14 protein-coding genes, 1 tRNA gene and 1 pseudogene are annotated in these 25,118 nt (G+C 67.4%); 7 read left to right on the plus strand and 9 right to left on the minus strand.

Annotated elements, in window-relative coordinates:
- The first annotated feature begins 27 nt into the window (after positions 1 to 27).
- Complete coding sequence (locus tag OHT57_RS26235) at positions 28 to 591, plus strand: hypothetical protein (RefSeq protein WP_328748955.1); 564 nt, start codon at positions 28 to 30, stop codon at positions 589 to 591.
- An 82-nt stretch (positions 592 to 673) separates the two neighbouring features.
- Here the strand turns inward: OHT57_RS26235 and OHT57_RS26240 are convergent, their stop codons facing one another.
- Both OHT57_RS26240 and OHT57_RS26245 read right to left on the minus strand, forming a co-directional pair.
- Positions 674 to 2,569: a serine/threonine-protein kinase gene (locus tag OHT57_RS26240; RefSeq protein WP_328748956.1), complete on the minus strand. Its 1,896-nt coding sequence runs from the start codon at positions 2,567 to 2,569 to the stop codon at positions 674 to 676.
- Positions 2,566 to 3,993 (minus strand): tetratricopeptide repeat protein, encoded by a 1,428-nt coding sequence (locus OHT57_RS26245; protein WP_328748957.1) that lies wholly within the window; start codon positions 3,991 to 3,993, stop codon positions 2,566 to 2,568. The genes OHT57_RS26240 and OHT57_RS26245 overlap by 4 nt, the downstream gene beginning before the upstream one ends.
- Before the next feature lie 216 nt (positions 3,994 to 4,209).
- Here OHT57_RS26245 and OHT57_RS26250 point away from each other — a divergent pair, with 216 nt between their 5' ends.
- The 3 genes and pseudogenes from OHT57_RS26250 to OHT57_RS26260 form a co-directional block, all read left to right on the plus strand.
- Positions 4,210 to 6,165 (plus strand): serine/threonine-protein kinase, encoded by a 1,956-nt coding sequence (locus OHT57_RS26250; RefSeq protein WP_328748958.1) that lies wholly within the window; start codon positions 4,210 to 4,212, stop codon positions 6,163 to 6,165.
- Between the two features lies 1 nt (position 6,166).
- The gene (locus OHT57_RS26255) at positions 6,167 to 6,967 is read left to right on the plus strand and encodes an FHA domain-containing protein (protein ID WP_328748959.1); all 801 of its coding nucleotides are present in this window, start codon (positions 6,167 to 6,169) and stop codon (positions 6,965 to 6,967) included.
- A 17-nt stretch (positions 6,968 to 6,984) separates the two neighbouring features.
- Positions 6,985 to 7,179: pseudogene (locus OHT57_RS26260) on the plus strand (tyrosine-type recombinase/integrase); the annotation flags it as partial.
- Positions 7,180 to 7,954: 775 nt separating this feature from the next.
- Here the strand turns inward: OHT57_RS26260 and OHT57_RS26265 are convergent.
- Complete coding sequence (locus OHT57_RS26265) at positions 7,955 to 9,298, minus strand: HEAT repeat domain-containing protein (RefSeq protein ID WP_328748960.1); 1,344 nt, start codon at positions 9,296 to 9,298, stop codon at positions 7,955 to 7,957.
- Positions 9,299 to 9,819: 521 nt separating this feature from the next.
- On the opposite strand from OHT57_RS26265, the gene OHT57_RS26270 reads away from it, so the two are divergent.
- Complete coding sequence (locus OHT57_RS26270) at positions 9,820 to 13,080, plus strand: hypothetical protein (RefSeq protein ID WP_328748961.1); 3,261 nt, start codon at positions 9,820 to 9,822, stop codon at positions 13,078 to 13,080.
- Positions 13,081 to 13,141: 61 nt separating this feature from the next.
- Here OHT57_RS26270 and OHT57_RS26275 read toward each other — a convergent pair whose 3' ends face one another.
- The 3 genes from OHT57_RS26275 to OHT57_RS26285 form a co-directional block, all read right to left on the minus strand.
- Positions 13,142 to 14,074, minus strand: a complete 933-nt coding sequence (locus OHT57_RS26275; RefSeq protein ID WP_328748962.1) for a hypothetical protein — start codon at positions 14,072 to 14,074, stop codon at positions 13,142 to 13,144.
- A 180-nt stretch (positions 14,075 to 14,254) separates the two neighbouring features.
- On the minus strand, positions 14,255 to 17,953 hold the full coding sequence (locus tag OHT57_RS26280) for a hypothetical protein (protein WP_328748963.1): 3,699 nt from the start codon (positions 17,951 to 17,953) through the stop codon (positions 14,255 to 14,257).
- Between the two features lie 495 nt (positions 17,954 to 18,448).
- Positions 18,449 to 18,522 (minus strand) — tRNA-Gly (locus tag OHT57_RS26285).
- 500 nt (positions 18,523 to 19,022) lie between these two features.
- On the opposite strand from OHT57_RS26285, the gene dcd reads away from it, so the two are divergent.
- Entirely contained in the window at positions 19,023 to 19,598 is a 576-nt protein-coding gene (dcd, locus tag OHT57_RS26290; protein ID WP_328748964.1) for a dCTP deaminase, read from the plus strand.
- Positions 19,595 to 20,104, plus strand: a complete 510-nt coding sequence (locus OHT57_RS26295; protein WP_328748965.1) for a phosphoribosyltransferase — start codon at positions 19,595 to 19,597, stop codon at positions 20,102 to 20,104. The genes dcd and OHT57_RS26295 overlap by 4 nt, the downstream gene beginning before the upstream one ends.
- 1,532 nt (positions 20,105 to 21,636) lie before the next feature.
- On the opposite strand, the gene OHT57_RS26300 is transcribed toward OHT57_RS26295, so the two are convergent.
- The 3 genes from OHT57_RS26300 to tnpB form a co-directional block, all read right to left on the minus strand.
- A complete protein-coding gene (locus tag OHT57_RS26300) occupies positions 21,637 to 22,383 on the minus strand; it encodes a hypothetical protein (RefSeq protein WP_328748966.1) in 747 nt (248 codons plus the stop codon).
- 189 nt (positions 22,384 to 22,572) lie between these two features.
- Positions 22,573 to 23,553 carry a Yip1 family protein gene (locus tag OHT57_RS26305; protein WP_328748967.1) on the minus strand — a complete coding sequence of 327 codons (981 nt, stop codon included), beginning with the start codon at positions 23,551 to 23,553 and terminating at the stop codon, positions 22,573 to 22,575.
- A 64-nt stretch (positions 23,554 to 23,617) separates the two neighbouring features.
- Positions 23,618 to 25,081, minus strand: a complete 1,464-nt coding sequence (gene tnpB / locus OHT57_RS26310; RefSeq protein WP_328748968.1) for an IS607 family element RNA-guided endonuclease TnpB — start codon at positions 25,079 to 25,081, stop codon at positions 23,618 to 23,620.
- Between the last annotated feature and the right edge of the window lie 37 nt (positions 25,082 to 25,118).

Raw genomic sequence — 25,118 nt, forward strand, 5'->3', positions numbered from 1 at the left:
CTCATTCCGGGAAGAGGGCAGCACCGCATGAAGAAGTTCGCACGCATGGCCCTGGCCACCGTAGTCGCGCTCGTTGTGGGCCTTGCCCTGACGTCCTGCACCGACTCCAGCCAGGACAAGGAGAACAAGGCCAAGCAGGACAACTACGACCACCTCGTGGCCCAGCAGCCGGCGGGCCGCATGGAGTACTCGCCGACCCGCGAAGCGATCAACCAGTGGATCAGGACGTGGGGGAAGCGGGGCAAACTCTCGTACGTCTACATCCAGAACGCCAACGGCGAGTACGGGTACTTCATCATGAAGGGCCTGCCGGTTCCGCGCTGCAAGATGCTCACTCCGACGGAGAGGGTGGAGTCCTCCTCCAACGGCGTCGCAGTCCTCGCGCAGCCCGGCATGGACGGCACGTATTCGTCGGGTTCCACCTGCAACGCCTACTACGGTTTCGACGCCACGACGGGCGCGTACATGGAGTTCACGGTTGGCACGAACCAGTCGTTCTTCCTGTTCGACAAGCCCATGACGATGCCGGCGTACGCCAGTGCCAAGCAATTGGGGCCGACCTCGGTGAAGGACGTCGGGCAGCAACCATGAGCGGTCGGGGGCCGGTTGGAAGAGTTCCGGCCCCCGAGTCCCGTCAGGCGGCTTCGATGGCGCCGGTGATCTTTCGGGTGAGTCAGTACGCCGACTTCAGCGTTCCGCCGGGGAGTTTCTTCCCGTCCTCCCGGGCCACGCTGCACAGCACCCACCGGTACCCGGCGTCCCACTCCTCGTTCGAGGAGTACCAGCCCCACATCTCGTGTCCCCGGCCGCGGGCCCAGTTGACGCCGTATTTCTCGTCGCAGAGGTCGTTCGTGTCGACGCTGTCCCTGGAGCCGTCGCCCGAGGCCCAGACCCAGCCCACCATCTGCTCGGAGTGCGGCCCGTCGCAGTTCACCAGGGTGGTGGTGTACGTGCCGTCCTCGTCCTTCGCGGAGTCGATGCAGTCACCCGGGCTCAGCTGCGTGACGGACAGCTTGTTGCCGAACTTGCGGAAGTCGCCGAGCGGCCCGCCCGCGGTGGCGTGCTTCAGGAAGAGCAGGCAGGCCGAGGGCGGCGGTTCGCTCTGCCCGGTGCCGGGCGTGAGGACGTACAGCACCGGGTCGGCCATGGTGGCCCGGAGCTTGGCGGTGCGCCGGGTGCACTCGTCCCGGGCCGCCCGCGCACCGTCGGCTGTGACGGTCGTGATGACCTGGCCCTCGGGATCGTCGTCGTAGCAGTCGACGAGCTTCACCTTGGGCAACCCCTTGAACTCCCCCTCCTTCCAGTCGGCGTCGACGCACTGTCCCGGCGTGAGTTCGTCGCGCAGCCCCGCCTGCAGGCTGTACGGGTACGCGTTGCGGGTGACGGTCGGGGAAGGGCTCGCGCCCACCTTCGTGCCGGCCTTCGGAGCCTTCGCCCCGGTCCTCTCCGCTGAGTACGTGGTGGCGCCCAGTGCGAATCCGCCGGCCGCCGTCAGCACGGCAACGAGCGTCAGCAGTACGGACGTTCGGCGGCCGGGCACTCGACGAGCGGTGCCGCCCGAGGCGCTCCCGGAGCCGGTCGCGGCGGCGGAATCGGCCCCGGAACCGGCGGTGGAGTCGGCCCCGGAACCGGCGGTGGAGTCGGCCCTCTCCCCGGCGGTTCCGGGAAGCGCGGGCAGCGGCGTACGGGGAGTCCCGGTTCCCCCGGTTCTCCCTGTTCCCCCGGCCTCCGCGAGCAGCTCACGCGCTCGCTCCACCCCCATCCGCTCCGCCGGATCCTTGGCCAGCAGCCCCATGATCACGCGGCTCAGCGGGTCGCTCGCCCGCTGAGGTACGGCGGGTTCCGCGGTCAGCGCCGCCATGAGGGAGGCGTCGAGCGTGTCCCGCTCGAAGGGGGAGGCGCCCTCGACGGCGAAGTAGAGAGTGGCACCGATCGAGAACAGGTCGGTCGCCTCCGTCGCTTCGCCGCCGGACAGTCGCTCCGGCGCCAGGTAGCCCGGGGTGCCCACCACCATGCCGCTCCGGGTGACCCGGGTCTCCCGGGGCCACAGCGAGATGCCGTAGTCCGTGAGCAGGACCCGTCGATCGGCGGCGCCGGACGGGTCCGGCGCCAACAGGACGTTGGAGGGCTTCACGTCCCGGTGGATGATGCCCAGCCGGTGCCCGGCGGACAGCGCGTCGAGGGTGGCCGCCCCGATCCCGGCCACCTCCTCGCTCGGCAGCGGCCCGCGGTCCTCCACCACGGCCCGCAGATCCCGGGTGCCGGGCAGGTACTCCATCACGATCCACGGGCGGTCGTCGGCCTCCACCACGTCGTACACCGTGATCACGTTCGGGTGCTCGCGCAGCTGCGCCGCCTTCAGCGCCTCCCTGCGCCCGCGGTGGACAGGGTCGTCGCCGGGTCCGTCCGACTCGTACGGAACGGCGATCTCCTTGACCGCGACCCGGACCTGGAGGTCCTCGTCCTCGGCCAGCCACACATGTCCGCCACCGCCGGAACCCAGCCGCTCCTGGAGCCGGTACCGCCCGGCGATGATCCCGCCGAGGCCACGCTCCGCGCCGCCGCTCACCGGACGACCAGCGGGCGGAAGGCGGACCGTACATCGGACTTGGAGGGGTCGACGTACACCGAGACCGTGGTCTCCGCGGTGTAGATGGTCGCGGGGCAGCTCGTACCGCTGATCTGGATCTTGCGGTTGGCGACCAGTCTGCCGGTGCGCAGCTCGTAGACCTTCACCGGGATCTCGATCTTGTGGAAGCTCACGTACCCGACGTTGTCGGTGGACTCGCTCCGGTACGGGCAGGTCTCGACGGAATCCCCGGAGGCGCCCTCACCCATGCAGACCACCAGCACCGCGTCGGTGGCATCCCCCGCCTTCCAGGAGCCGGGGAACCGCTTCGGGTAGTCGGACGTGGTGCCGTACTGGTCGGAGGTATAGAACAGCGCGGGGTTGGTGCCCTTGCCCATGGGCTTGGCACCGCTGTACTGCGCCGGGTTCGAGCAGTACTCGGGCTGTGTACCGGTCTCCGAATGGAGCAGGCCGCGGACGTTCGCCAACTCGATGCTCAGCGTGGCCTTCCTGGCTCCCTTCCGGGCCCGGTCCGCGAGGCCGCTGCCGGGATACCGGCTGAGCAGACGGTCGTAGTCCGTGCGCGCCTCCTCCCAGTCGCCGTCCGCCAGGAGGTCGTCACCGCACCCGACGAGTGCCGCGGGCTCGGTCCTCCCGGCGGCGTCGGCGGTCCGTTCCAGTAGGTCGTGGCTCCACTTCCGGTCGCGGAGCCAGTCGGTGACGGTCGCGGTGTCGCAGGGGTCCTTGGCGGGCAGCCCGCCGAGGAATCCGTTCAAGGTCGCTTCGGCCGTCTTCTCGTTGCCGTCCTCGGCCAGTACGGAAGCGAGTGTGTCGAAGCCTTCCGTCAGGGCTTCGGTGTCGCCCGTCAGCGCCGTGCTCAGCTCGGCCCCGGCCGTCCGCAGCCGGTCGCACGCCGCCACGGCCTCGTCACCGCGGGCGGTGAGCGGGGCGTCGGCGAGGCGGGGCCCGAACCACACGCGGTCCTGGGCGTCCGACACCCGTGCGCAGTCGCCGCTCTCGCGTGCCTCGGTGACGCTCCGGCCGATCCTGGACGCGTCGAAGCGCAGCAGCCCCACCGCCAGCAGCACCGGCAGCGTGATGCCGAGCGCGACCAGACGCTGTCTGCGCACGGCCCCCCGGCTGCCGCCGCCTCCGCGTGCCAGGAACCACCCATGGGCGACGACGGCCGCCCACCACCCGAGCAAGGCCACCTCGTACGACGGCGAGGTGGTCGTGACCAGCCGCCACACGAGCACGGTCGTGCCGGCCACGGCGGCGAGGGCGAGCCCGCGCCGCCGCAGCATCAGATAGCCGACACCGAGCAGCGAGGCATTGCCCAGGGCGACGGCCATCGGGTCGGGCGCCCTGGGCTCGTCGGGCGCGGAACTCGGCATGGTGGGCAGGGCGTACGTCGGGTCGCTCATCCTGATCTCCCCCGGTCTCGGTCACGAACAGGTCTGGTGCGCGCATGGTGCGGCGCCGTTCCCGGGAGGGGTCCCGGGCGGACCGTGAACCGGCCGTGCTGTGGGGGTTGTGGGAGGGTCCGCCCGAAGTCCGGTGAAAGAGATCACCGCCAGGTGCGGGCTGAGTACACTCCGTCGTCTGGCAGGACCGTCGGCGGTGGGGCGAGGAGTGGGGCGGTGCTGGTGACGCCGGAGGCCGGGGACAGGATCGCCGGCCGGTACCTCTTGCGGGAGCCCATCGGCAGAGGCGGGATGGGCGTCGTCTGGCTGGCCTGGGACGAGCGGCTCGAACGACGGGTCGCGGTCAAGTGCGCACGCCTGGACGACGATCGGGCCGCGCGACGGCTCATGGGCGAGGCGCGCAACGCCGGGCGGCTGCACCACCCGAACATCGTGGGCGTCTTCGACTTCGTCGACGAGGGTGCCACCTGCTGGATCATCATGGAGTACGTCCCCTCGCGCAGCCTCGCGCAGATCCTGACGGAGAGCGGTCCGCTCACGCCCGAGGCGGCCGGGTCGATCGGCTGCCAGATCGCGGCCGCGCTGGCGAAGTCCCACCACGAGGGCGTGGTGCACGGCGATGTGACACCGGAGAACATCCTCGTCACCGACGAAGGCGTCGCGAGACTGACCGACTTCGGGATCTCGCGGGCCCTGTGGAGCGACGTCACCCACAGCGGGACGGGCAGTGTGGGCGGAAAACCCCGGTATCTGGCCCCGGAGTTGGCCAAGGGGCTGCCCGCGGGCGAGAAGTCCGACGTGTTCTCCCTGGGCGCCTCCCTGTACATGGCGGTCGAGGGCCGGTCGCCGTACGGCGAGGTCGAACACCCCATGGCCTACCTGGCCCGGGCCGTCGAGGGACACATCGAGCCCGCGCACCGGACCGGCCCGCTGGCGGAGCCGCTCACCGCCCTGCTGGAGGTGGAGCCCCGGCGCCGGCCCGACGCGGCCCGGGCGCAGAAGCTGCTGACGCGCGCCGCACCACCGCCCCCGCACATAGCGGAGCAGCTGCACGACAGCCGTATGCGGGACGTCACGTCCCCCACCCTCCGGCTGCGTCGACTCGTCCGCCGAGCGCAGGACTCCACGCCCTTCGTGCCGCAGCCGCAACAGCCCCTACGCAGACGCCGGTTGGCCATCGCCGCGGTGGCGCTGGCCGCGGCGGGCGCGATCACGGCCGGGCTGGTCGTCTTCGGCCCGTGGTCCTCGAAGAACGAGGGAGACGAGGACGGCCGTAAGGGCGCGACCGATGCGAAACCCTCGGCCACGGCGCAGGCCGGTGCCATCGGCGACGAGCGCACGGCGGACCCCTGCGGCCTGCTCGACGCCGCCTCGCTGAGCCGCTTCGGCGCCGCCGTACTCGACCCGGACTACGGGGAGTTCGACCGCTGCGACGTCCTGGTGCGCAACAACAGCGGTGACGAGAACGCGGACGTCCAGGTCAACCTCGACTCGGACCGGGACGACTTCGACAACATCGCATCCACCCACCTCGCCGGCGGTCTCACGGTCGTGAACATCAAACGGGACGGGAGGACCTGCGAGCGGGCCGTCCTGACCGCCGACGGCAAGCAGATCCGCGTCATCGGGAAGCAGCTCGCCGAAGTGGCGCCCGACCCGTGCCAGATGGCCGACGCCGCCACCGACCGCGTGGTCGGCGTGCTGGCCGACGGCCCGGTGCCCCGGCGTTCGTCGTCGCCGGCCGCGAACTCCCTGGCCCTGCTGGACACCTGCACCCTGCTCGACGCCACCGCGCTCAAGCGGCTTCCCGGCGTCGAGGCGGACAACCGGGACCGAGGCTTCGGTTCCTGGTCCTGCGACTGGTCGAGCGATGACGGCACACGTGAGGTGGAGATCCAGTTCAGCCGGGACAACTCGCTGGACGCCGATGACGGAACGGCGGTGGACGTCGCCGGGAGGCGGAGCTACTACGTGGCGGCCGAGGCCGAGGCCGACAGCTGCACCGTACGGACGCCGCACCGTACGTACACGAACTCCGTCGGCGACCGTACGACCGAACTGGTCCAGCTGACCGTGTACGCGCCGCAGTCGGACCGGCAACTGTGCGACAGCGCGGCGGAGTTCGCGGCCGTCATCGTGCGGAACATCGCGAAGCGACTGCCGGAGGCGTGACATGACGGAGCCGGTGACTCCCGACGGCACAGGCGCCAGGCGGTTGCCCGCCACCCATGGGAGCCTCGCCCGGGGCGCGTCCGCACGGCTGCCCGGCACCGTCTTCGTGCTCGCGCTGACCGGCGGTATGACGTTGGGGCCGGGGGAGGGCCGCGAGGTCCTGTTCGGCCGCAACCGCCCCGAGGTGCATGTCTGCCTCGGCGAGGACGACCCCCAGGTCAGCCGCCACCAGGGCACGCTCACGCACCGGGACGGCCACTGGTGGGTGAGCAACTCCGGGCGGCTGCCGATCCGTTGTGCGGGGGCCCGGCTGCTGTTCCGGGACGAGGAGTCACTGCCGCTCGACACCGGCTACACCCCGCTCTTCGTCGGTGGTTCCCACGGGCGCGAGCACCTGCTGGAGGTCTTCGTCACCGGCCCCGAGGGCGACCGGCCGCAGCCCCGGCACGAGGACGTCACCCGTCCGCCCCGGGTATGGGCGCTCACCGAACAGGAGAAGCTCGCCCTCGTCGTCCTCGGCCGGCGCTACCTGCTGCACGAACCCCGGCCACAGCCGCTGACCTGGCGGCAGACCGCCGCCGAACTCGCCGAATCGCAGCCGCACGCGGGCTGGACGGACAAGCGCGTCGAGCACCTGGTCAACGGCGTGCGCACCCGGCTGTCCCGCGACGGGGTGCCCTGGCTGACCCGCGAGGAGCTCGGCGAGCCGGTGGGCAACGCGCTCAACGACCACCTGATCCGGGCCCTGTTGGCGTCGACCACGCTCGTACCGATGGACCTGGCCCTGATCGACGCCGCCTGAAGCCGCCTGCCGCCGTCACCATGGCCGCCGACACCGGCGCCAAGCTGAAGGACCTCATGGTCCGCGCCGGCCAGTCCTCGGAGAAGGCCCAGTTGATCTACCAGCATTCGACGGTGAAGCACCAGCGCAGGCTTGCTCACGGCATCGACGCGGAGGTACGTGCCCAACTCCGTGAAGCCGCGGCATCCCAGCAGAGTGCCCGTGAGGCATGAACGATTGCCGTCCACGGGGGGCTCGGCCGGCCTGCTCGCCGGGTGCCGTGTGAGCCGAGCCTGGTACTGCTGGGATGAGACCCGTCCCGTACCACGAACCGGGTGAACCGGCTCAGTCGTGCGGTCCTGCGCCGTGCAGGATTGTGCCGGTGACGAGTGCGACCAGCGCGTCCGGGTCGTACGCGGCTGGGTCCTGATCGGCGCCGGGCCGGTTGAGGGCTTCGTTCATGAGGGCGTAGTACACCTGCCCTGTCCACTCCAGGTCCGCGTCGGGGGCGAGCAGACCTTCGCGCTGCGCGCGGGTCAGGAGTTCGCGGTGCCTCGAAAATCGAGCCCAAGGAGACTCCGGCGGCGCCTCTCACCTGCACTTAGGGCACGCGGAGGGCACGCCACCCTCGAATTGGACTAGACAACAAGTAACCCCCAGGCCGCTGACCTGGGGGCAAATTCTGGAGCGGGTGACGAGAATCGAACTCGCACTCTCAGCTTGGGAAGCGACGGCGCTTGGCCAGCGAGATGGCTTCTGACCTGGGCGTATATCATGTAGTGCGGCGCCTGGGAGTGCCGGGTTCGCACCGCTGTCGACCGTGGTTTACCGGTCTTAAGGGCACGCTATGGGCACGCCGTCGACTCCGAGACGTGCAGATCGCTTCGAGGTGGTCGGCGAGCGGCCGAGCACGGGAAGCGAGCACCGGCCGGAAGGGTGCCGTTGCGGGAGCACATCGAAGGCAGTGCTTGTCGAGTACGGAGCATCGGCGATACTCGCCGCCGTGGCTCAGATGCGGTAGGCGCCCGCCGGTACGCCATGGGCGACGCCGTACGTAGTCAGGGCGATGACGCCGGTGCCGCGTGACGGTGTGTCCGCAGCGAGGTCGAGAGGGATCGCGGCGCCGAGGGAACGAGCGATGTCCGGGGCGAGGTCGTGTGCGGTCCACCGCCACTCGTCCTCGTCGTCCTCGCTCTCCTGTGCGGCGTCCCAGTCGGGGTGCAGACCCAGTTCCGTACGGCGTGTTCGTTCGTACGGCAGCGGCTCCCCGATGGTCAGCAACTCGTCCTCCGCTTCGCCGGGTTCGCCGTACCGCCGGATCACCGTGCCGTGCTCGGCCACGAGCCAGGCGGAGCTGTCGCCCTGGCCGCCGTAGTAGTACGCCTGTGCCCGGCCGTAGCGGCCACTGAGCTCGGTGCACAGGCGCAGCACGTCCTCGCGGCGCTCCTGGCCGTGCGGGTCGCACCAGGCGCCGAGGACGAGGGTCCAGCCGGCGAGTTCGGGGGTGACGAAGACCCGTTCGTAGCCGGTGTGTTCGTCCGTGTCGCAGCCGTCGCCGTCGACGATGTCGTTGCCGAGCGCGAAGGTCACCGGTCGTGGGTTGCTCAGACCGAGGGTGCGCATGATCCCGGCCTGGTCTCCGCCGGGGACGGCCATCCAGTGGTTCCAGCAGGCCCACAGCGGTTCGGGGCGATCCTCCGGGAGCTTGATGCGGATGAGTCGCTCGATCGCGGCAGTGTCGGCGCGCGACAGAGCCGCTTCGCCACCGAGTTCGGCGAGTACGGTCAACGCCCGCGCCCGCTGGCGGCCCGCTCCCCGTTCCCGGACGCGCCGGAGCAGCGGAATCACGTGCTCGCCGCCGGTGCGGATCAGGGTGTCCTGGGCCTGCCTGGCGACCTCCTGGTCCGGGTCGCCGAGCAGCGGCACCAGGGCGGCGGCGGACCGGCCGGCCTCGCCGCAGTGCTCGATCCCACGGACTGCCTGACGGCGCACGAGCGGCACGGGATGGGCGAGGGCCGCGGCGTAACGGTCGAGAACGGCCACACCGAGCCTGGCGAACGCGAAGCCGACTCGCTTGCGGGACTCCTCGGTGGACGCGGAGACGAGCCCCTGGAGCAGACCTTCGAACCCCGCGTCCCCGATCTGCCCGAGTACGGCGGTGATCGGCCGCCAGTCCACCGGAGACTCCGCGTCCATCACCTCCCGCACCAACTGCTCCACCCCGACGGCGCCGAGCGTCACCAACGCGGCTGCTGCTGCATCGTGCCGGTCCGGCCTGCCGAGGTCCCGTATCAGATCGGCGTTCACCACGAGCCCCTCCAGCAGTGTCGCGTCCGTCCCTGTGCAGGCCATCCGCCCGAGAAGGCCGGGCCGACCAGTTCGCCGCCGTGCGGGGCCGGCAGCAGGCCGCCCTGCTGGACGATCGCGAAGGTTCGATTGGACCGTTGGAAGGGGCCCTTTGCAGACTCATACGGTGAAGATGAGCTGCCGCAAGAAGGTGTCGGTTATTCGGATACCGTCGAGCATCTGGCTACGCTCGCGGTTTGCAGGATCCCGTCACGAGATACATGCAAATAACAGAGCTAAGTAATCCGAGTTTCTCACGACAGCTCTTGCTTGGGCATCCGAGTAAGACAGATGAATAGAGGTGCGCACGCAACTGTCGAGCCTCGCAATCTCTGATACACCCAGCACAGTTGGCGTCACGCCACGGGACTCCCCGGTGATCAACTTGATGCTTCGGCCGGAATGAGAAAGGTAAGTTGGCGATCAACCCTCAAGTGCCATGTACCGAGCGCTACGGGAAGTCGCTATGGAGGGTGAGTTCTTTGGTCTGAAGGAATTTATGCACGGTCGCGATGTAATATTGAGGCGTGATCGACACTACCTCGCAACGAGCTGTATCCGCCGGTGGAGAAGACCCGTGGGAGCCGTGGACCGCGGATCCCAATCTCAGCGCTACGCCCGAGCCTGGCGCCTCAGACAACGTCCCACCGGGCGAGGACCTTGATCTGCACATCGGCTGGGATCGTTTCGAGAAGCTCGTCCTGGCACTGTCACGCGGCGTGCTCGGTCTGAGAGGTGTGAAGTTTCGCCGCTACGGCACGCAGGGGCAGGCGCAGCACGGCATCGACCTTGCCGGCCGTGAGCCGGACGGCAACTACACCGTTGTCCAGTGCAAGGACTATCAGACATTCACTGCTGGCGACCTGCGAGCAGCCGTGGAGACTTTCACACGTGGTAGGCGCCCCTTCGACGCGCACCATCTAATCATTGCCACCTCGGCCACCACACAGCCCACTCAGGTCGTTGATGAACTTGCCAGACTCCAGGACGCACACTCCGACCTCGAGCTGGACCTGTGGGGATCCGAGCAGATCAATGAGTACCTGCGTTTCCAAGGCGATGTGGTCACCCGATTCTGGACCCGCGAGACGGCGACGACATTCTGTACGGGCGCTCCCCCACAAGGAGTTCCCGTACCACTGCCCGATCGGCAGGAGCAGGCGGAGAGGATCCTTGTCGGCCCGCTGCAGACCAACGACGTGGCTCCGATTCTGCGACGAGCGGACGCCCACCGAGCGACCGCGCCGAAGGAGTCCGCCCGACTGTACGGCGAACTGGCCGAACGGCTCGACGACGCCGGTTTTCGCGGTCATGCGGTCACCATGCGAGGCAAGCAACTCGACGCACTGGTGGACGCCCAACTCGTTGATGAAGCCCTCGATTTGGCTGCGCATCTCGCGGTCGTCGCACTGCACTTCGGGGATCGCGACGAACCCCCGAGACTGTTGCGCCGTATCGAACAACTGACCGCCGACGAGAAGGTGTCCGGGTGGACGCAGACAGCACTCGCGCAACGTCACCTCCAATTGGTCGGTGCCGCCGTCAAGAGCATCCTCCATCCTCTCGGTCATTTCGTTGCAATGCGTGCCGCGTTGGAGGCACCTGCTGCGGAAGAGCCGGTTTACCAGCCGTTGCTGGTGCTGATGTTCGCCGAACATCTGCTGGCATTGGACCCGGACCGACTCGAAAACCTGGACGGGCTCATCACTACAGCCATCTCCCGAGCGGACACGGAGCTGATCAGACGGGTCGCCGAGGACGCTGTCATCCGGTTGCGTTTGGTGCGCGCCGAGTACGACCTCGCCGAGCGCACGGAGCTCAAGCGGCTGGCGCGGCATCACCGGGTGTCCGGTCGACAGGCAGCTTTGATCAACGCACGCGAAGCCAGGCTCTGCGCCCTTGAGGGCCGAGCGGAGGAGGCAGTCGAGACCTGGCGCGATGCGGTCTACGACGCCATCCATGCCGGGATGACCGAGGATGCCGCGGACTGGCTCTACGCGATCCGGGCAGTGAACGCCCAGTACGGTCCTCTGACCTCGCTCATCGATGACGAGCATCGGCTCGCGCAGGCGCTCCGCGCAACCGGTACGGGACGTCTGCTTGACCGCGTGCGCTCATTCCGGGAACAGGCTCTGTCGGCCAAGGTGAACGGCAAACCCGTCGAGGCGGTCCTGTCCGCCCGACGCTGGCTTACCGACGCGGTGACCACTGGAGACTGGGGCAGCGAGTTCGAGGCACTTGATTTTCTGGGGGACTTGTATCGAGAGAGTCACGAATCATCCCTTGCCGCCCAGTACTACCAACGCGCGGGAAGGACGAAGAAGCTCAAGGAACTCGCTACTGCCGTTGGCGACCTCACGTTGCCACTCGGCCCCCTCTCCGATGCTCCCTGGTGGGTACTCCATTGCCGCACCACGATCGTTGAGGCGCAGGCGGACCTGATCGCCGACGAGACGGCTGGTGATCTGCTCGGCGAGTTGACTGCTCTGGCTCAACGGGCCAGAGCGGGCGAAGTGGCGGATTCCCCCTTCCGCAACCTCGCACATCAGGCCACCCGCAGCGCCTGCGTCCTCGCGGCACGGGGAACACGGGAACAAGCTCTCGCTGTTCTCGATCTTTTGGCACCTGATGTCCCACGGGGGCCCAACCAGTACCACCACTCGGACGATTGCCATGCGTCCGCCTGCGTAGCCATCGCCAGAACCCATGGGGCCATCGCGATGACAGCTCTGACCAGACTCTTCGATCTGGCAGACGGAAGGGCGCATAAGGCGCTTGAACTCGTCGTGGATGAGGAGGTGATCAGCCTTCTGCAAGCGCGGCAAGCGGAAACGGAACCCCGAGCAGGCTCCGTTGTCCCGGGCGGACTGGCTGAGGACGACCTCATCCGGCTCCGGGCGAGAGTCGGCCGCCTCGACGACAACGGCCTCTACTTGGCCGACGTCGCACGGGCTCTGATCGACCCCGACCACGTCGCGGTGCGCGAACGAGCGGAGCAGGCACGGACCCGCATTCTTCAACACCCCGAACCGATACCTGGCGTAGCGGAGCTCGGAACCAGGTTGGTCTCCGATTCCTACCTGGCAGGCAAGCTTGGCGAGGAGAATCGCGCGGAATGCCTCGACAAGCTCATGAGCATCGCGAATGACGTACGTGAAGTGGCCACAACCAGGAAGGACGCGCTCATCGGCATCCGTAATCTGGTGGCCGACCTGCCCGTCGACGTCCAGCGACAGGTGTTCGGTACAGCGAAGGGCTTTGCGGTCGGCGACCAGGACGGCAGTCACCTGGACGACCAGCTGACCGGCACCCCTCACCCGCTTAGCTCTTTCAAGATCTCTGGGGGCTCGGCGTCTCTGCGAGGAGAAGCTCTACTTCTGGCAGCCGCGTCGGCCACAACCCCCGAAGAACATGCATGGGTTCGCGGGCAGGCCATCGGTCTGCTCTCCAGCGAGGACACCGCTCACCTTCATGCTGCGGCAGTCGCGCTCAGCCGACCTTCGGAAGGCATCACCACTGATGTCGACGCCGACCTTCTGGCGGCACACCGGCATATCAATGTGCGTCAAGCCTGCGCGGTGCTGTGCCTACGGCATCCCGATCGCTACCGGGATACCGTGATGCGCCTGGCCAAGGACAGTGAGCACAGAGTCCGTCAGACACTGGCCGAAGCAGCTGCTCAGACTGACCCCAAGCGATCCGAAACGGCGAGAGCCGTACTGGAACTCCTTGCCCGCGACCCACGCCACAGCGTGCGCGTGGCGGCCGGCATCCGGTCCCGTGAATGAAAGCGCAGCAGAGTTGGGACGTCGAACTCGTACGCCTCCGTATGATCACTGATGCCGTGCGTCAGACGAGATCGTGCTCCTTCCAGTCCAGCGCCCGAACCGTCTCCAAAGGCCAACGACGATCCCTGTCCCTGCTAGGACGCCGAGCCTCAGCCTCCTGCACGTACTGCTCGTGCCAGCGGACCTGTTCCCGGTGGAGCGCGGGGCGGGACAAGCGGCCTACGGCGGGGTGGCAGGCCGCGATGACCTGCGCGAGGACGAGCGTGGTTTCGGCGTCGAAGGAGGGGTCACCCGGGCGTTCATGCGGGATGCCGTACCACTTGGCGACCGTTTCCAGGGCGCGTCCGCCGGAGCGGAAGGGCTCGGCGTGCCGGTCCAGAACGAGTGGGTCGCAGATCGGTGACATGCCGTTGGCCAAGCGATCGGACAGTGGTGTGAGTCCGTGCCGGAGCAGTTCACTCTCCAACGTGGTCAGCACGAATTGGGCATACCAGACCACCATCGGTTCCTTGGTTGCCAACTGCCCCACAAGCACAGTCGTCAATTCCTCCAGAGCCTCGATGGCAGGCGTTCCGTGGGCACGGGCATGCTCCACTGAAATGCCGTGATTCTTACGAGGCGTGACGGACAACGGGCCGGGGCCGGGATCGATGAGCCAGAACCGATTCCTTCCGTCAGTGGTGCGTACCGCCGCGCCGAGAATGCGGTCGACACCGTAACGGTTGCCCGTGGTCGCGATGTCCAGGGCCATGAGGCGGCGTCGGTGCCAGCCCGGATGGTGCTGGCGTGGTGGCGGAGCAGGCTCACGGACGTGTTCACGGTGGTAGACGTCCCACCCACCGAAGCCGGTGTTCACGAGCACCCCCAGCCCGGCCGGAACGACCGAGCCGCAGGTCTCGCACTCCCCCTCTCTCTGATTGGGGCGCATCGCGGACGAGTCAGACGTGGTGCCGTCCGGATCGGGTGTCGCCGCGTGAGCTGGGTGATAGGTCACCCAGCCACCCCACACACTTCGGAGCAGCACCCCGGCCTCTGCCGGGACGTCTGCGCCGCACCGGGCACAGCGGCCCGCGTATTGGTTCGTCCGTACCGGGCTGTTCACTGCCTCGCCTCGATGAAGATCAGACTCTGCGGCAGAGCAGGGTGGGTGTTCTCGTCGACCGACACCGGTGCCTTAGCCATGGGCTGCGGTAAGGAGCTGTGCCGCACGTTCGGGGGAGAGGTCCCACTGCAGGGCGACCATGATCAGGAATTCCATCTCCTGGAAGTCGTCAGTCGGTTGGCCGGTGGCGCCTTCAGCAATGGCGACGGCGAGATTCGGTACGCCCGGGTCTCGGACCGCTGTGCCCGTGTCGATTTCGCTCTGCACCCGGAGGGTCAGGGTGCCGAGGAAGTCCACGATCTTACTGATGACCAGGTCTCCGGGACGGAGTTCCGTGATGATGCGATGTGTCTCCTGGAATAGCGTCGCGGCTTCGTCGGCGACGCTCTGGTGCAGTGGAGCGATATCCCGCAAGGTCGCCAGGTGCGCCAGACCAGAGAGGCATTGGAGAGCCTGATGGGCGTCGATGACCGCGTTGGTGAGCGGGGTCGGGTGGGCCTCAGGGAGGGCCGCACTCCAGGTGTCGAAGAGGTCGACTCCCGGCCACAATGTGGTCTGGAGCTGCTGGGTCAGGAGGCGGACCGGTCTGCCGTCGATGAGTGGCATGAGGAGGACGGGTCCCCGGTATCCCTGCGACACATAATCGTGGTGCATCAAGGCGCTTAGTTCGTCCACCGCCGCTGACCATCCGATGACGTCATCGAGGTACACGCCCACCGCCGACTCAACAGCTGGCCATTCCATCGCGTTCGGATCGGCGGGAGGGCGGGTGAAGAGCTGAACGGAGAGTCCCTCGGCCTCAGCGTCGGCTTGGAGCTGTTGCTGTGCGGCGGGCGCTCTGGCGTCGGCGGCGGTGCGGGCAACGTCCGCGGCCCGGGCGAGAGCGACGCCGGACGGCCCTGATCGTGCCGCGGTCCTGATGGCCTGTAGGCCGAGGGTGCCCCACGTAAGCTCAGCGAGAACGGCGTGAAGGTCGGTGAGAGCCTTCGTCAACTGGTCCAGGACAGCTGGCGGTTCTTGGTCGACGAGGTGCCATTGCTCCTGGTCCCGCACGCCCAACGCGCTATTCCTCAGCGAGTCTCGGACGTACCCGGCGAGTGATCTGTACTCCTCGGGATCGAAGATCCGTCGTGTCAGATTGTCCGCGATCCCGTGTGCGAGCGATTGCAAGTGGTCCGCTCCGCCACCCGGGACCGCGTCATCGGCAGGCAGCGAGGACAGGTGGGTATTGTCCATGGGCAGTGTCAGCGCGGTGGCCTGCTTGTACAGGTCGGCCTGCACCGTCTTAAGCAAGGCGACGTCCCGGGGCTGGCTGCGTCCGGTGAGCCAGACTCGGGTCAGATCAATCAAGTACTTGTACAGCTCGGGGAGCAGGGCGCTTGCCGCAACGGTCCTGCTGGTCCGGTCAGTGGTGCCGGCCAGGGTGGTGGCGATCAGGCTCTGCGCGCGAGTCCATGCCACCTGGGTGGGTGAGCGATCGTACTGACGCTCCAGACGGCTGATCCCAGCTGTGAAGTCACCGAAGGTTTGGGGAATGCCACCGGGCAGAAGGCTCTGAACGTCCACGCTCTCGCAGTGAGGGAGGCAGCGCAGCAGGATCCGCCCGAAGGTCCGGATCGCTTGTTCCGCCTCCGGCTGAGCCCGATCGGACACGTGCAGAAGACGGGCGTACGCAACCTGTCGGCCTTCCCGCTCTACGACGGATACCTCGTACAACCACGGAAAGTGGGCTCTCAGTCTCGTCAGAACAGCCTCCTCTCCGCCCACGAGTTCCAGCAGGCTGTTCGCCAGATCCAACGACACGGCTCGCGCCGCTGTGAGAAGGTCCCCCAGCGACTCAATCGATGAACCGGTCAGCAGTCGGCCGAACGGAGAATCCGCGAGTGTTGGAGCCCAGTTCGTAAGATCCAGGTCTGTTCCTGTCAGGACGGCCAGGACCCTCTGTGTCTCGGTCGGTTCCGTGCACTGGGCGAGAAGTTGGGCCAACTGGGCCGTCCCGAGCCGTTCCACCAGGGTGTCGCGCAGCGGCGAGCTCAGCGGAAGGTACGCGCGGATCTCGGCTGTGGCCGCCGCGATCTCGGGTTGCAGGTTGGGCAGTGGATCCCCGTCGAGCAGCGCGAACTGCAGAAGGGTTCGACGGTGTGCGAGCGCTACTTGATGCCGGTCGAGGATCTGCTTCCAGTCGGTGGCGCAACGAGTGAAATCGACCAGCCGGAGCGCCTGGAGGACACCGATGACCGCAGTCGTTCCGTGCCTTTGCCCAACTTCGACGACAATCTGGTCCAGTACGACGGAATCGAGCTCGGGGCAGTCCGTGAGGACGCCGGCCGCGAACGGCTGGAGTTGTTCGTCCGTCAGCATCCGCATGACCGCGATGACGGTCTCGTCGAGTACGGGTGGCGGTACCGCGTGTACGGCGTCCGCCAATCTGCCCGAGCGCAGTTGGTGGAGTCCGGACAGGTGCCCGAGCCGCTCGTGAACGAGGTGCTCGTGGACCAGACGCGAGAGCGCGGCGCGGAGTTCCACGTCCTCAATGCCGAGTTGTCGCTGGAGCGCCCGTACCGGCAGATCGGTGCCCCATCGATGGGCCACCGAGATCCTGGCCAGAATGTCGACTTCTGTCTGTCGTTCTTCGACTACCCGCCGGTCGACCTGCTCCGACAGAACGTCCGAGAGCCGCCTTCCTTTGGTGAGAAGGTGAGTGAACTCCAGAGTCAGACCGTCGGCTGCCTCGTATGCCTCCCGCCAGTGCGGTGTCGTCGTGGCACCGGAGGCGGTCAGCCCGGTGTGGATCTCCTTCGCGACGTCCTCGTCAAGTGTCACCGCGATCTGCGTACACCTGGCCCGGCTCCGCAGGGGCAGCAAGTCCTCACTGCGGACAGAACCCAACAGCAGGACTCCGGGAATCGGGGCGAGTTCTCGCTGAAGGGCGTCCCAAGCCTCGGCCGAGCCGATTCCGATGCCGTCCACCAGGAATCCGACCGGCGAGCGTGTCGAGGGTTGCAGTGCTCTTGCCAGCCGCACCAACGCGGCGATGTCCCCGTCTCGGAGACGCCTGATCCGATACCAGAGCACATGCCTGGTCACGTAGGCGGCCGTCCACATGACAGTCGACTTGCCCACTCCTGACGGGCCGACAATGAGGATGCTCTCTTCGCGGTCAATCGCCGTCACCACCTGGCCGGTCAGAGCCTTCCTGGGTGCGGGCAGGCCGGCTGCGATGTGGCCGGGCTGCACGTCGATGCCTTCGTAGAAGCCGGTTGGCAGAAGAGGTCGGTCGAAGTCCACCGGCTCGCAGGCACCTGACGACAGGGCCTCTTCCAGTGACTCGCGATCGATGGTTTCCATGACCTCCTGAGCGATGCGCTCGATGCTCGTTCGAGCGAGCCCGGCTGCCTCGCCCAGACTTGCCTCTGCGTTGGCATCCGCTTTGCCTGCCACCTTGTCACGTAGGGCCAGCACAATAGGTTCGGCGGCCACAGGAAGCAGCCCGAAGCGCTGTACCACTGCGGCCCGGGTTTCTTCTGCTGCGGCGCCCCATGGCAGCACGTAAAGGCTGACAGCCTCGCACCAGGTGTCGATCTCGTCCCTGTTCAGACCGGCGTGCGCACCTTTCGTGGCGAATTCCCGCAGCACGGGATGGCCTGTTGGGAGAGCGCTCAACGGACGATCCCAGTGAGTGAACAGCTCTCCTGCCACTGGCCGTTCGAGAATGAGGATCGCGCGATCGGTCACTCCCGCCGCTGCCCGCCTGGCATGCGCCTTGGCCATGGTGACGAGGTGCCCAGCCACATCGACAGCGGTGAAATCACCTACCCGTTCCTGACGTGATTTTACTTGGACATGCCAGGATGTTGGGCCCTCACAAGAGAGATCTTCAAACCCCTCCGGGACAATGCGATCGATGACGAGCTGGCCGGACAGGACCCGGCCGCACAGCCATGCTCCGACGGCATCCTGGTAGTGAAACCCGCGACCGGCTCGTGCCCCCGATCGTGTCTGCGTCCACAGGGGTTCGGCGGGGCCACTGGTCGGATCGCCTCGGCGCACGGGTACGGCGGGCCGCTCTCGCCGTCCTTTGTTCCTACTGGCCATCCAGGAAGCATGGCAGTTCGGTCGGACAGGCGAGGTGACTTGTCCAGACGGCTCCCCTCGGTGGCGCCTACAGAAGCAGAGAATCTGGGGCCCGGTTGCTGAGGGTGCGCCACCCACAAAAATGGACTAGACAACAAAGAACCCCCGGGTCATCGACCTGGGGGTTTCTCCTGGAGCGGGTGACGAGAATCGAACTCGCACTCTCAGCTTGGGAAGCTGATGTTCTACCACTAAACTACACCCGCGTGAGCGCCGGTCGGACCGGTGCTGAAATGCAATGTCACCCTACATCATCCCAGGCTCCCGGCGCTGAAGCCGTGGGGCCTGTGTGCGTTCCCGGAGGTGGGACGGGGCTGCGGGGGACGGGAGTTGGGGCGTACGGTGGAGGCGGGGAAGAGGGTCCGGGCGGGACCGGAGGGTCGCCTGGAAGCTCGCCCCGTCCATCCCGTAATGTGCCTTTTGTCGTCGGGTGAGCAGCAGCCCGACGCGGCTCTTGGGGAAGGGACTCTAGGACTTGATGGAGCGCACCGTCGTCCGTTGTGCCGATGGGCACGTGTTCAGCACCGCTTCGTTTCCGATGCAGCAGGCCGAGCGCCTGGGTCCCGGACGACTCGTCCGGTGTCCTCGCTGTGCGCGGCTTCGCAGTGTCGTTCAGGTGACCTTGGAGAAGCACTGAAAGATCGGTACCAGGCGCGCGGGTCCGTCCGATTGTGGTCGGTCCGCGCGCCTTGCGTATCCTCGGGGCGTGCTTCTCTCAGACAAGGACATCCGGGCCGAGATCGATGCCGGGCGAGTGCGGATCGATCCATACGACGAATCCATGGTGCAGCCGTCCAGCGTCGACGTACGCCTCGACCGCTTCTTCCGGGTGTTCGAGAACCACCGGTACCCCCACATCGACCCCTCCGTGGAGCAGGCCGACCTGACCCGGCTCGTGGAGCCGGAGGGTGACGAGCCGTTCATCCTCCACCCCGGCGAGTTCGTCCTCGCTTCGACGTACGAGGTCATCAGCCTCCCCGACGATCTCGCCTCGCGCCTGGAGGGCAAGTCCTCCCTCGGCCGGCTCGGGCTCGTCACCCACTCCACCGCCGGCTTCATCGACCCCGGGTTCAGCGGGCACGTGACCCTGGAGCTGTCGAACCTCGCCACGCTCCCCATCAAGCTCTGGCCGGGCATGAAGATCGGCCAGCTGTGCCTGTTCCGGCTCTCCTCGCCGGCCGAGTTCCCCTACGGCAGTGAGCGCTACGGCTCCCGCTACCAGGGCCAGCGCGGCCCCACGGCCTCCCGCTCCTTCCTGAGCTTCCACCGGACCCAGGTGTGAGCGCCGTACGGGAGAACCTCACCTACGAGGCGTTCGGCACCGCCGTCCGCGAACTCGCGCAGACCATCGCTGACGACGGGTACGAGCCCGACGTCGTTCTCTCCATCGCGCGCGGCGGTGTCTTCGTCGCCGGCGGTCTCGCGTACGCCCTCGACTGCAAGAACATCCACCTCGTGAACGTGGAGTTCTACACCGGCGTGGGGACCACCCTGGAGATGCCGGTCATGCTGGCCCCCGTCCCCAACACCATCGACTTCTCCGACAAGAAGGTCCTCATCACCGACGACGTCGCCGACACCGGCAAGACGCTCAAGCTGGTGCGCGACTTCTGCCTCGACGCCGTCGCCGAGGTCCGCTCCGCGGTCATCTACGAGAAGTCCCAGTCCCTGGTGAAGTGCGAGTACGTCTGGAAGCGCACGGACGACTGGATCAACTTTCCGTGGAGCGTTCTGCCTGTAGTACGTAAGTCGGGCGAGCCGATCACTCCGTCGAAGGAAGCGCTCTGACCTGCGGGTGTGATGACCGCTCGTAGCCGCTCTCTCGTCGGGTCCGCTTCCGCCGGCAATGGCGTGATGCCAGGATGCGGCCATGCGGATTGGCGTTGTGACCTCCTGGACAGCTCGTCTCTGCGCTACGGTCGGCGGCATTGCGCTCGCTCCGATCCTTCTCGTGGCTGGCGGCCCTCTCCTCCGCTGCTACTTGCGGTACGTCTACAGCAACGGAGGCCCAGGGCTTGTGGACAAGGAGCGTGGCTGGGTGAACCCCGGTTGGTACGTAGTCCACAACGTGGTCGTGCGGTACCTGATCTGGCCTTCAGAGCAAGTGATGGCCAGGCTCGACCGCCGACGACCAACGTGGCATCGCCAGGACGGTTCTTGACCACCGCCGGTGGCTTCCCGAACCGGTGACCATCTCGATGCGAACTATGGGCACGACGGTCCCTGAGGTCTGCTCGGCTGGTCACACGATCGGATGTGGCTGCTGACGGTCGACTCGGGTCGCGACGGTTGCTGTACCTCCCTGCTGTACGCCAGGAAGGGCTCTGCTTGGATCGGCCCATGATTTCTGTTGGCACCCCGGACGAGACGCAAGAGAAAGCAGAGCTTGCGGTCGGGTTCGGCGGAGCGTCCTTGGCGTGCTGGTTCTGCTGTCCGTTTTGGATACTGGTCAGCTTCATCGCGCTGCCTCTGGCGCTCGTTGGCCTGGTGCGGGCCTTTGTCGAGTACCGCGCATCAAAGTCGGGGCGAGCGAACAGGACGCGAGCTGTAGTGGGTGGCGCGTTGTCCCTCTTGGGGGCGGCAGCGGCAATCACCTACATGATCTTTCTGGCAACCCATCCTGATCTTCCCGTTCAGGGGTAGCCGCCTCATTGGTGGCCTGTTCGATGTGGGTCAGGCGGACGAATAGACCCACCACTTTAGGAGCGAGGTTGGGCGATCATAGGCTTGACCTGCGGATTCCCTAGCTTGGGCAGAGCCTGGCGGGCTCACCCTTGCGAACCCCGGTTCCCAGTGAGTCCCCGTCCGTTCTGGCACGAGAGTGGCAGGCTTCGCGGCCCCCTCGAACCGGCATCGATCAAGGCTCCTGCGACTCGCCTGCGGCAGTGTCATCCGAGGAACCTCCGCGGCCTCGCCTGGCTGCCCGAATTTGGCCGATGATGAGTCCTGCAGTTCCAGCCAGGAAGCAGATCGCCGCTACGCCAAGTCCCACCCTCAGTAGTAGCGGTCGTCCGTTACTCGAAGCGCGGAAGCCAGCCCACGCCGCTCCGGCCATGAGCCCGAGACCTTGTATCCACCATCGCTCATCTCTGGTCTTTGTCATGTACTTAATCAGCGCCACACGTGATGATCTCACTCGCGCCTACCCACCACTCGCCCCGGCTCCCATCACAAGTCGGGCGGGGCGCCCAAGGTGAACAGGGAAGCGGTCTGACCGAGTGGGCGCGGGGTGTCGTGGTGCGCAAGGCGGGGGACACCGTCGCGACCTGCACGGAGGTCTTCCGGTCCGGTGGCGTACCCGCCTTGCGCGTGGCACCGTTTCAGCTCGCGCGCAGACGCCGCACGCCGTCCCGCTCGAAGTCGTAGATGCGGCCGTTGAGCCGGAGGCCGTCGATCGCGCCGACCCACATGTTGTCGCGGCCCTTGCCCACCGCGACCGAGAACACCGTCGGTGTCGCGCTGACGCTGGTGAACGAGGTCCGCAGCTGGGTGAAGGTGCACGGTGACGACGAGGTGCACGCCGTCTCGCCGCCCGTGAGGTACCAGGTGCCGGTCGTGGTGGCGTCGAGGTAGGGGCTCCACCGGTTGGCGTTGACGGCCGAGATCCCCGGCGGTACCCACACCAGAGTGGAGTAGTTGTCGTTGGGGGCCGACGGCACGTTCGGGTCGATCTCGAACCTGATGTTCGGCATGTTCGTCGCGCCGCCGTAGACGACGTTCTCACCCGTCTGGAAGACGCGGAAGCCGACCTGACGGAGCGTCAGGATCCGGTTGCCGACGAAGTCCACCTCGTTGCCGAAGTCGACCTTCTCGCTCGGCGGGGTGAGCGTGGTGGAGTTGTTCGCCACCTCGATACCGAGGCTCCCCCGCCCGAACGGCGGTTTCGCGACGGAGGCCGGTACGCCCGAGACGTACGGGCCGTTGCGCAGTTCGGCCACGGGGGAGCCGATCGTGTTGCGGGCGATCACGCCCCAGTGATCCGGGGTACTGCCGTCGCCCCCGTCGGCGACCGCCGATCCCGGGAGGATCGCGGCGAACAGGGCGGCCAGGAGAGCGGCCGCGAGCACGCTTCTCCAGCTCCTACCAGAACGAGATCCAGCGAACACTGAGCGCTCCTTGCAGAGGGTGCGGGAGCGGTCACATTAACTGACTCTCGGTAGCGATATGGGTGAGGCGTGGGGGTAAGTCACCCATTTGTCCGATTAGTGCTCGCGGGATCTCTTACTCTGAGTTAGGGGATCAGGGGCTTGCAGACCCTAGAACGTCCCCAGCTTCACGATCGACAGCAGTGCGATCAGCTGGATCGCCGACGCGCCCAGTGCCTTGGGCCAGGGGAGGTCGTGTGACGCCTTGACCATGAGGGTCAGGAGGACGCCCGCGGCCACCCAGGTGGCCCAGCCGAGGATTTGGACGAAGGACGCGTCGCCGCCGGCGAACATGGCGACGACCAGGCGGGGGGCGTCCGTGAGGGACATGATCAGCATGGAGAGACCGACCGTGGGCTGCCATGCGCCGTCGCCGCCGAGCTGGCGGGCCAGGGCGTGGGTGACGACGCCGAGGACGAAGGCGGACAGTGCCATGGCGACGGCCGTCGTGAGGACGATCGGGATCGCGTTCGAGAGGGTGGCGCTGATCGCGTCCTCTCGGGCGCCCTCGAAGCCGAAGACCGCGAGCAGGCCGTAGAGGAAGGTGACGACGAGGGCCGGGCCCCACATCGAGTAGTCCCGCATCTGGAGGAAGGTCTGGTTGGGGGAGATGAAGATTCCCCTCAGCAGGGCCTTCCAGTGCAGCCGGGGGCCTGCCGGGGGCGCCGGAGTCGAGCCCGCCCGGTAGGTGCCGCCCGGGTTGTAGGGGTCCTCGCCGACCGAGAAGGCCTGGGTGTGGCCCGGGTTGTCGGCCGCGTACGGGTCCGGGGCGCCCTGTGGGTGCGGGGCACCCGCGCCGGCGCCGAAGTACTCCGGCTCGTCGTAGCCCCCACCACCGCCCTGGGTCCACTGGCCCTGGGCGCCTGCAGCGCCGTAGGGCTGGGGCTGCGGGGGCGCGGGGGGGTAGCCGTACGGCTGTCCCTGGGGCGCCTGCTGCCCGTACGGAGGTTGTTGCGGTCGCGTATGAGGAGCGCCGTTGTCCCGGCCGCGTCCGATCCTGAATCCAGCCACGTCTTCGAACGTACCTGGTCCCGGAGAGCTACGTGCGGGGCCGGGCGTTTCGGGGACGGCTTTGCTGCCGAGCTGTGACATCCGTTGCTGGGAGCCTCAACAGCTCTCAGTAATCCGGGCGTTTCGGCCCGGATGGTCCGTCTCGTCACCAGAGCGTGAGGGCTGCGGTTTGAGTACGGTCTCTCGCTTCTGTCTGCCGCTGGTGCGGCAGGGTTGCGCCACCTGCCCGCCCCGTCCCCGTCTTGCGGCGGGGGAGGGTGGTGCGGGTCTTGTGGTCGGCTCCACGAGGCTTCGACACCTTGGGGGTGTCCTGGTCTCCGGCCACTCCGGTACCAGTTGTTGCGGCTGCCGCGAGTGTGGCGAGGTTGAGTGCGGCGTTGTCGTCCCGGTCGATGACCAGGCCGCAGGTGTCGCATTCATAGGTCCGGACGTGCAGCGGCAGTTTGGCTTTCACCGCGCCGCACCCGGAACAGGTCTTCGAGGAGGGGAACCAGCGGTCGGCGACCACGATGCGGCAACCGTTCCGGCGGGTCTTGTAGGTGAGCTGGCGGCGGATCTCGCCGAACCCGGCGTCGGCGATGTGCCGGGCCAGGCGCCGGTTGCGGAGCATTCCGGCGACGTTGAGGTCTTCGACCACGACCGTGCCGTACTCGGCCGTCACGGCGGTGGTCAGTTTGTGCAGGGCGTCGGCGCGGAGGTTCGCGACCCGATGGTGGACCTTGTTGCGGGTAGCGTTGGCCCGCTCCCAGCGCTTCGACGCTTTCTGTCCGGTCCTGCGGTCGGGGCCCTGGCGGCGGGACACGGCGCGGGAGGCCCGGCGGAGTTGCTTGAGGGCGCTGTCGAGGTGTCGGGGATTGGGTGCCTGACGGATCTCCCCGGTGCTGTCGGCCATGACCGCGAGTGTCTTGATCCCGAGGTCGATGCCGACCGCGACACCGGGGCGGGCGACGCGGTGGATCTCGTGCTTCACCTCGGTCTGGAAGGACACGAACCAGCGGCCCCGCTCGTGCCGCACGGTGGCGGACAGGATGCGGGCTGTCCCGGCTTGGACGCGGCCGAGGAGCTTGGCGGTGGGCTCGTGGACGCGGATCGTGCCGAGGCGGGGCAGCGTGACATGGCGTCCGTCCGCGTCGACTCGGATCACGCCGGTGGTGAATCGGCAGGACAGGCGTGCCTTCCGCTTCGACTTGAAGCGGGGCATCCCGACCTGCTTGCCCTTGCTCTTGCCCCTGCGCTTGCCCTGCTTCGACTTCGCGTAGTTGTCGAACGCGGCAGCGGCGTTGGCCAGGCCGGTGTTGTAGGCCTCCTTCGAGTTCTCCTCCCACCAGGAGGCAAACCTCGGATCGGTGCGCTTGACCTGGTTGAACTCCTTGCGCAGCGACGGCAGCGACCACGGCCGCCACTGCGTCAGCCCGGCCTCGCCGATGCCGTACGACTGCTCGGCGCGGCGCTGCCACCATGATGCTGACACCCAGCCGACAGCCCAGTTGTAGGAGGCGCGTGCCGCGCCGCAGTGCGAACGCAGGGCGGTTTCCTGGGTGGCGTTCGGGTCCAGTGCGAACTTGTACGCCTGCACCACGAAACCGGGCTGCGCCTGGAACTTCTTCACCCCGACCTCCCCTGTTCGCAGTGACTGTGAATAACCT

The organism is Streptomyces sp. NBC_00285, from assembly GCF_036174265.1.
In the GTDB taxonomy this organism is placed as follows: Bacteria; Actinomycetota; Actinomycetes; order Streptomycetales; family Streptomycetaceae; genus Streptomyces.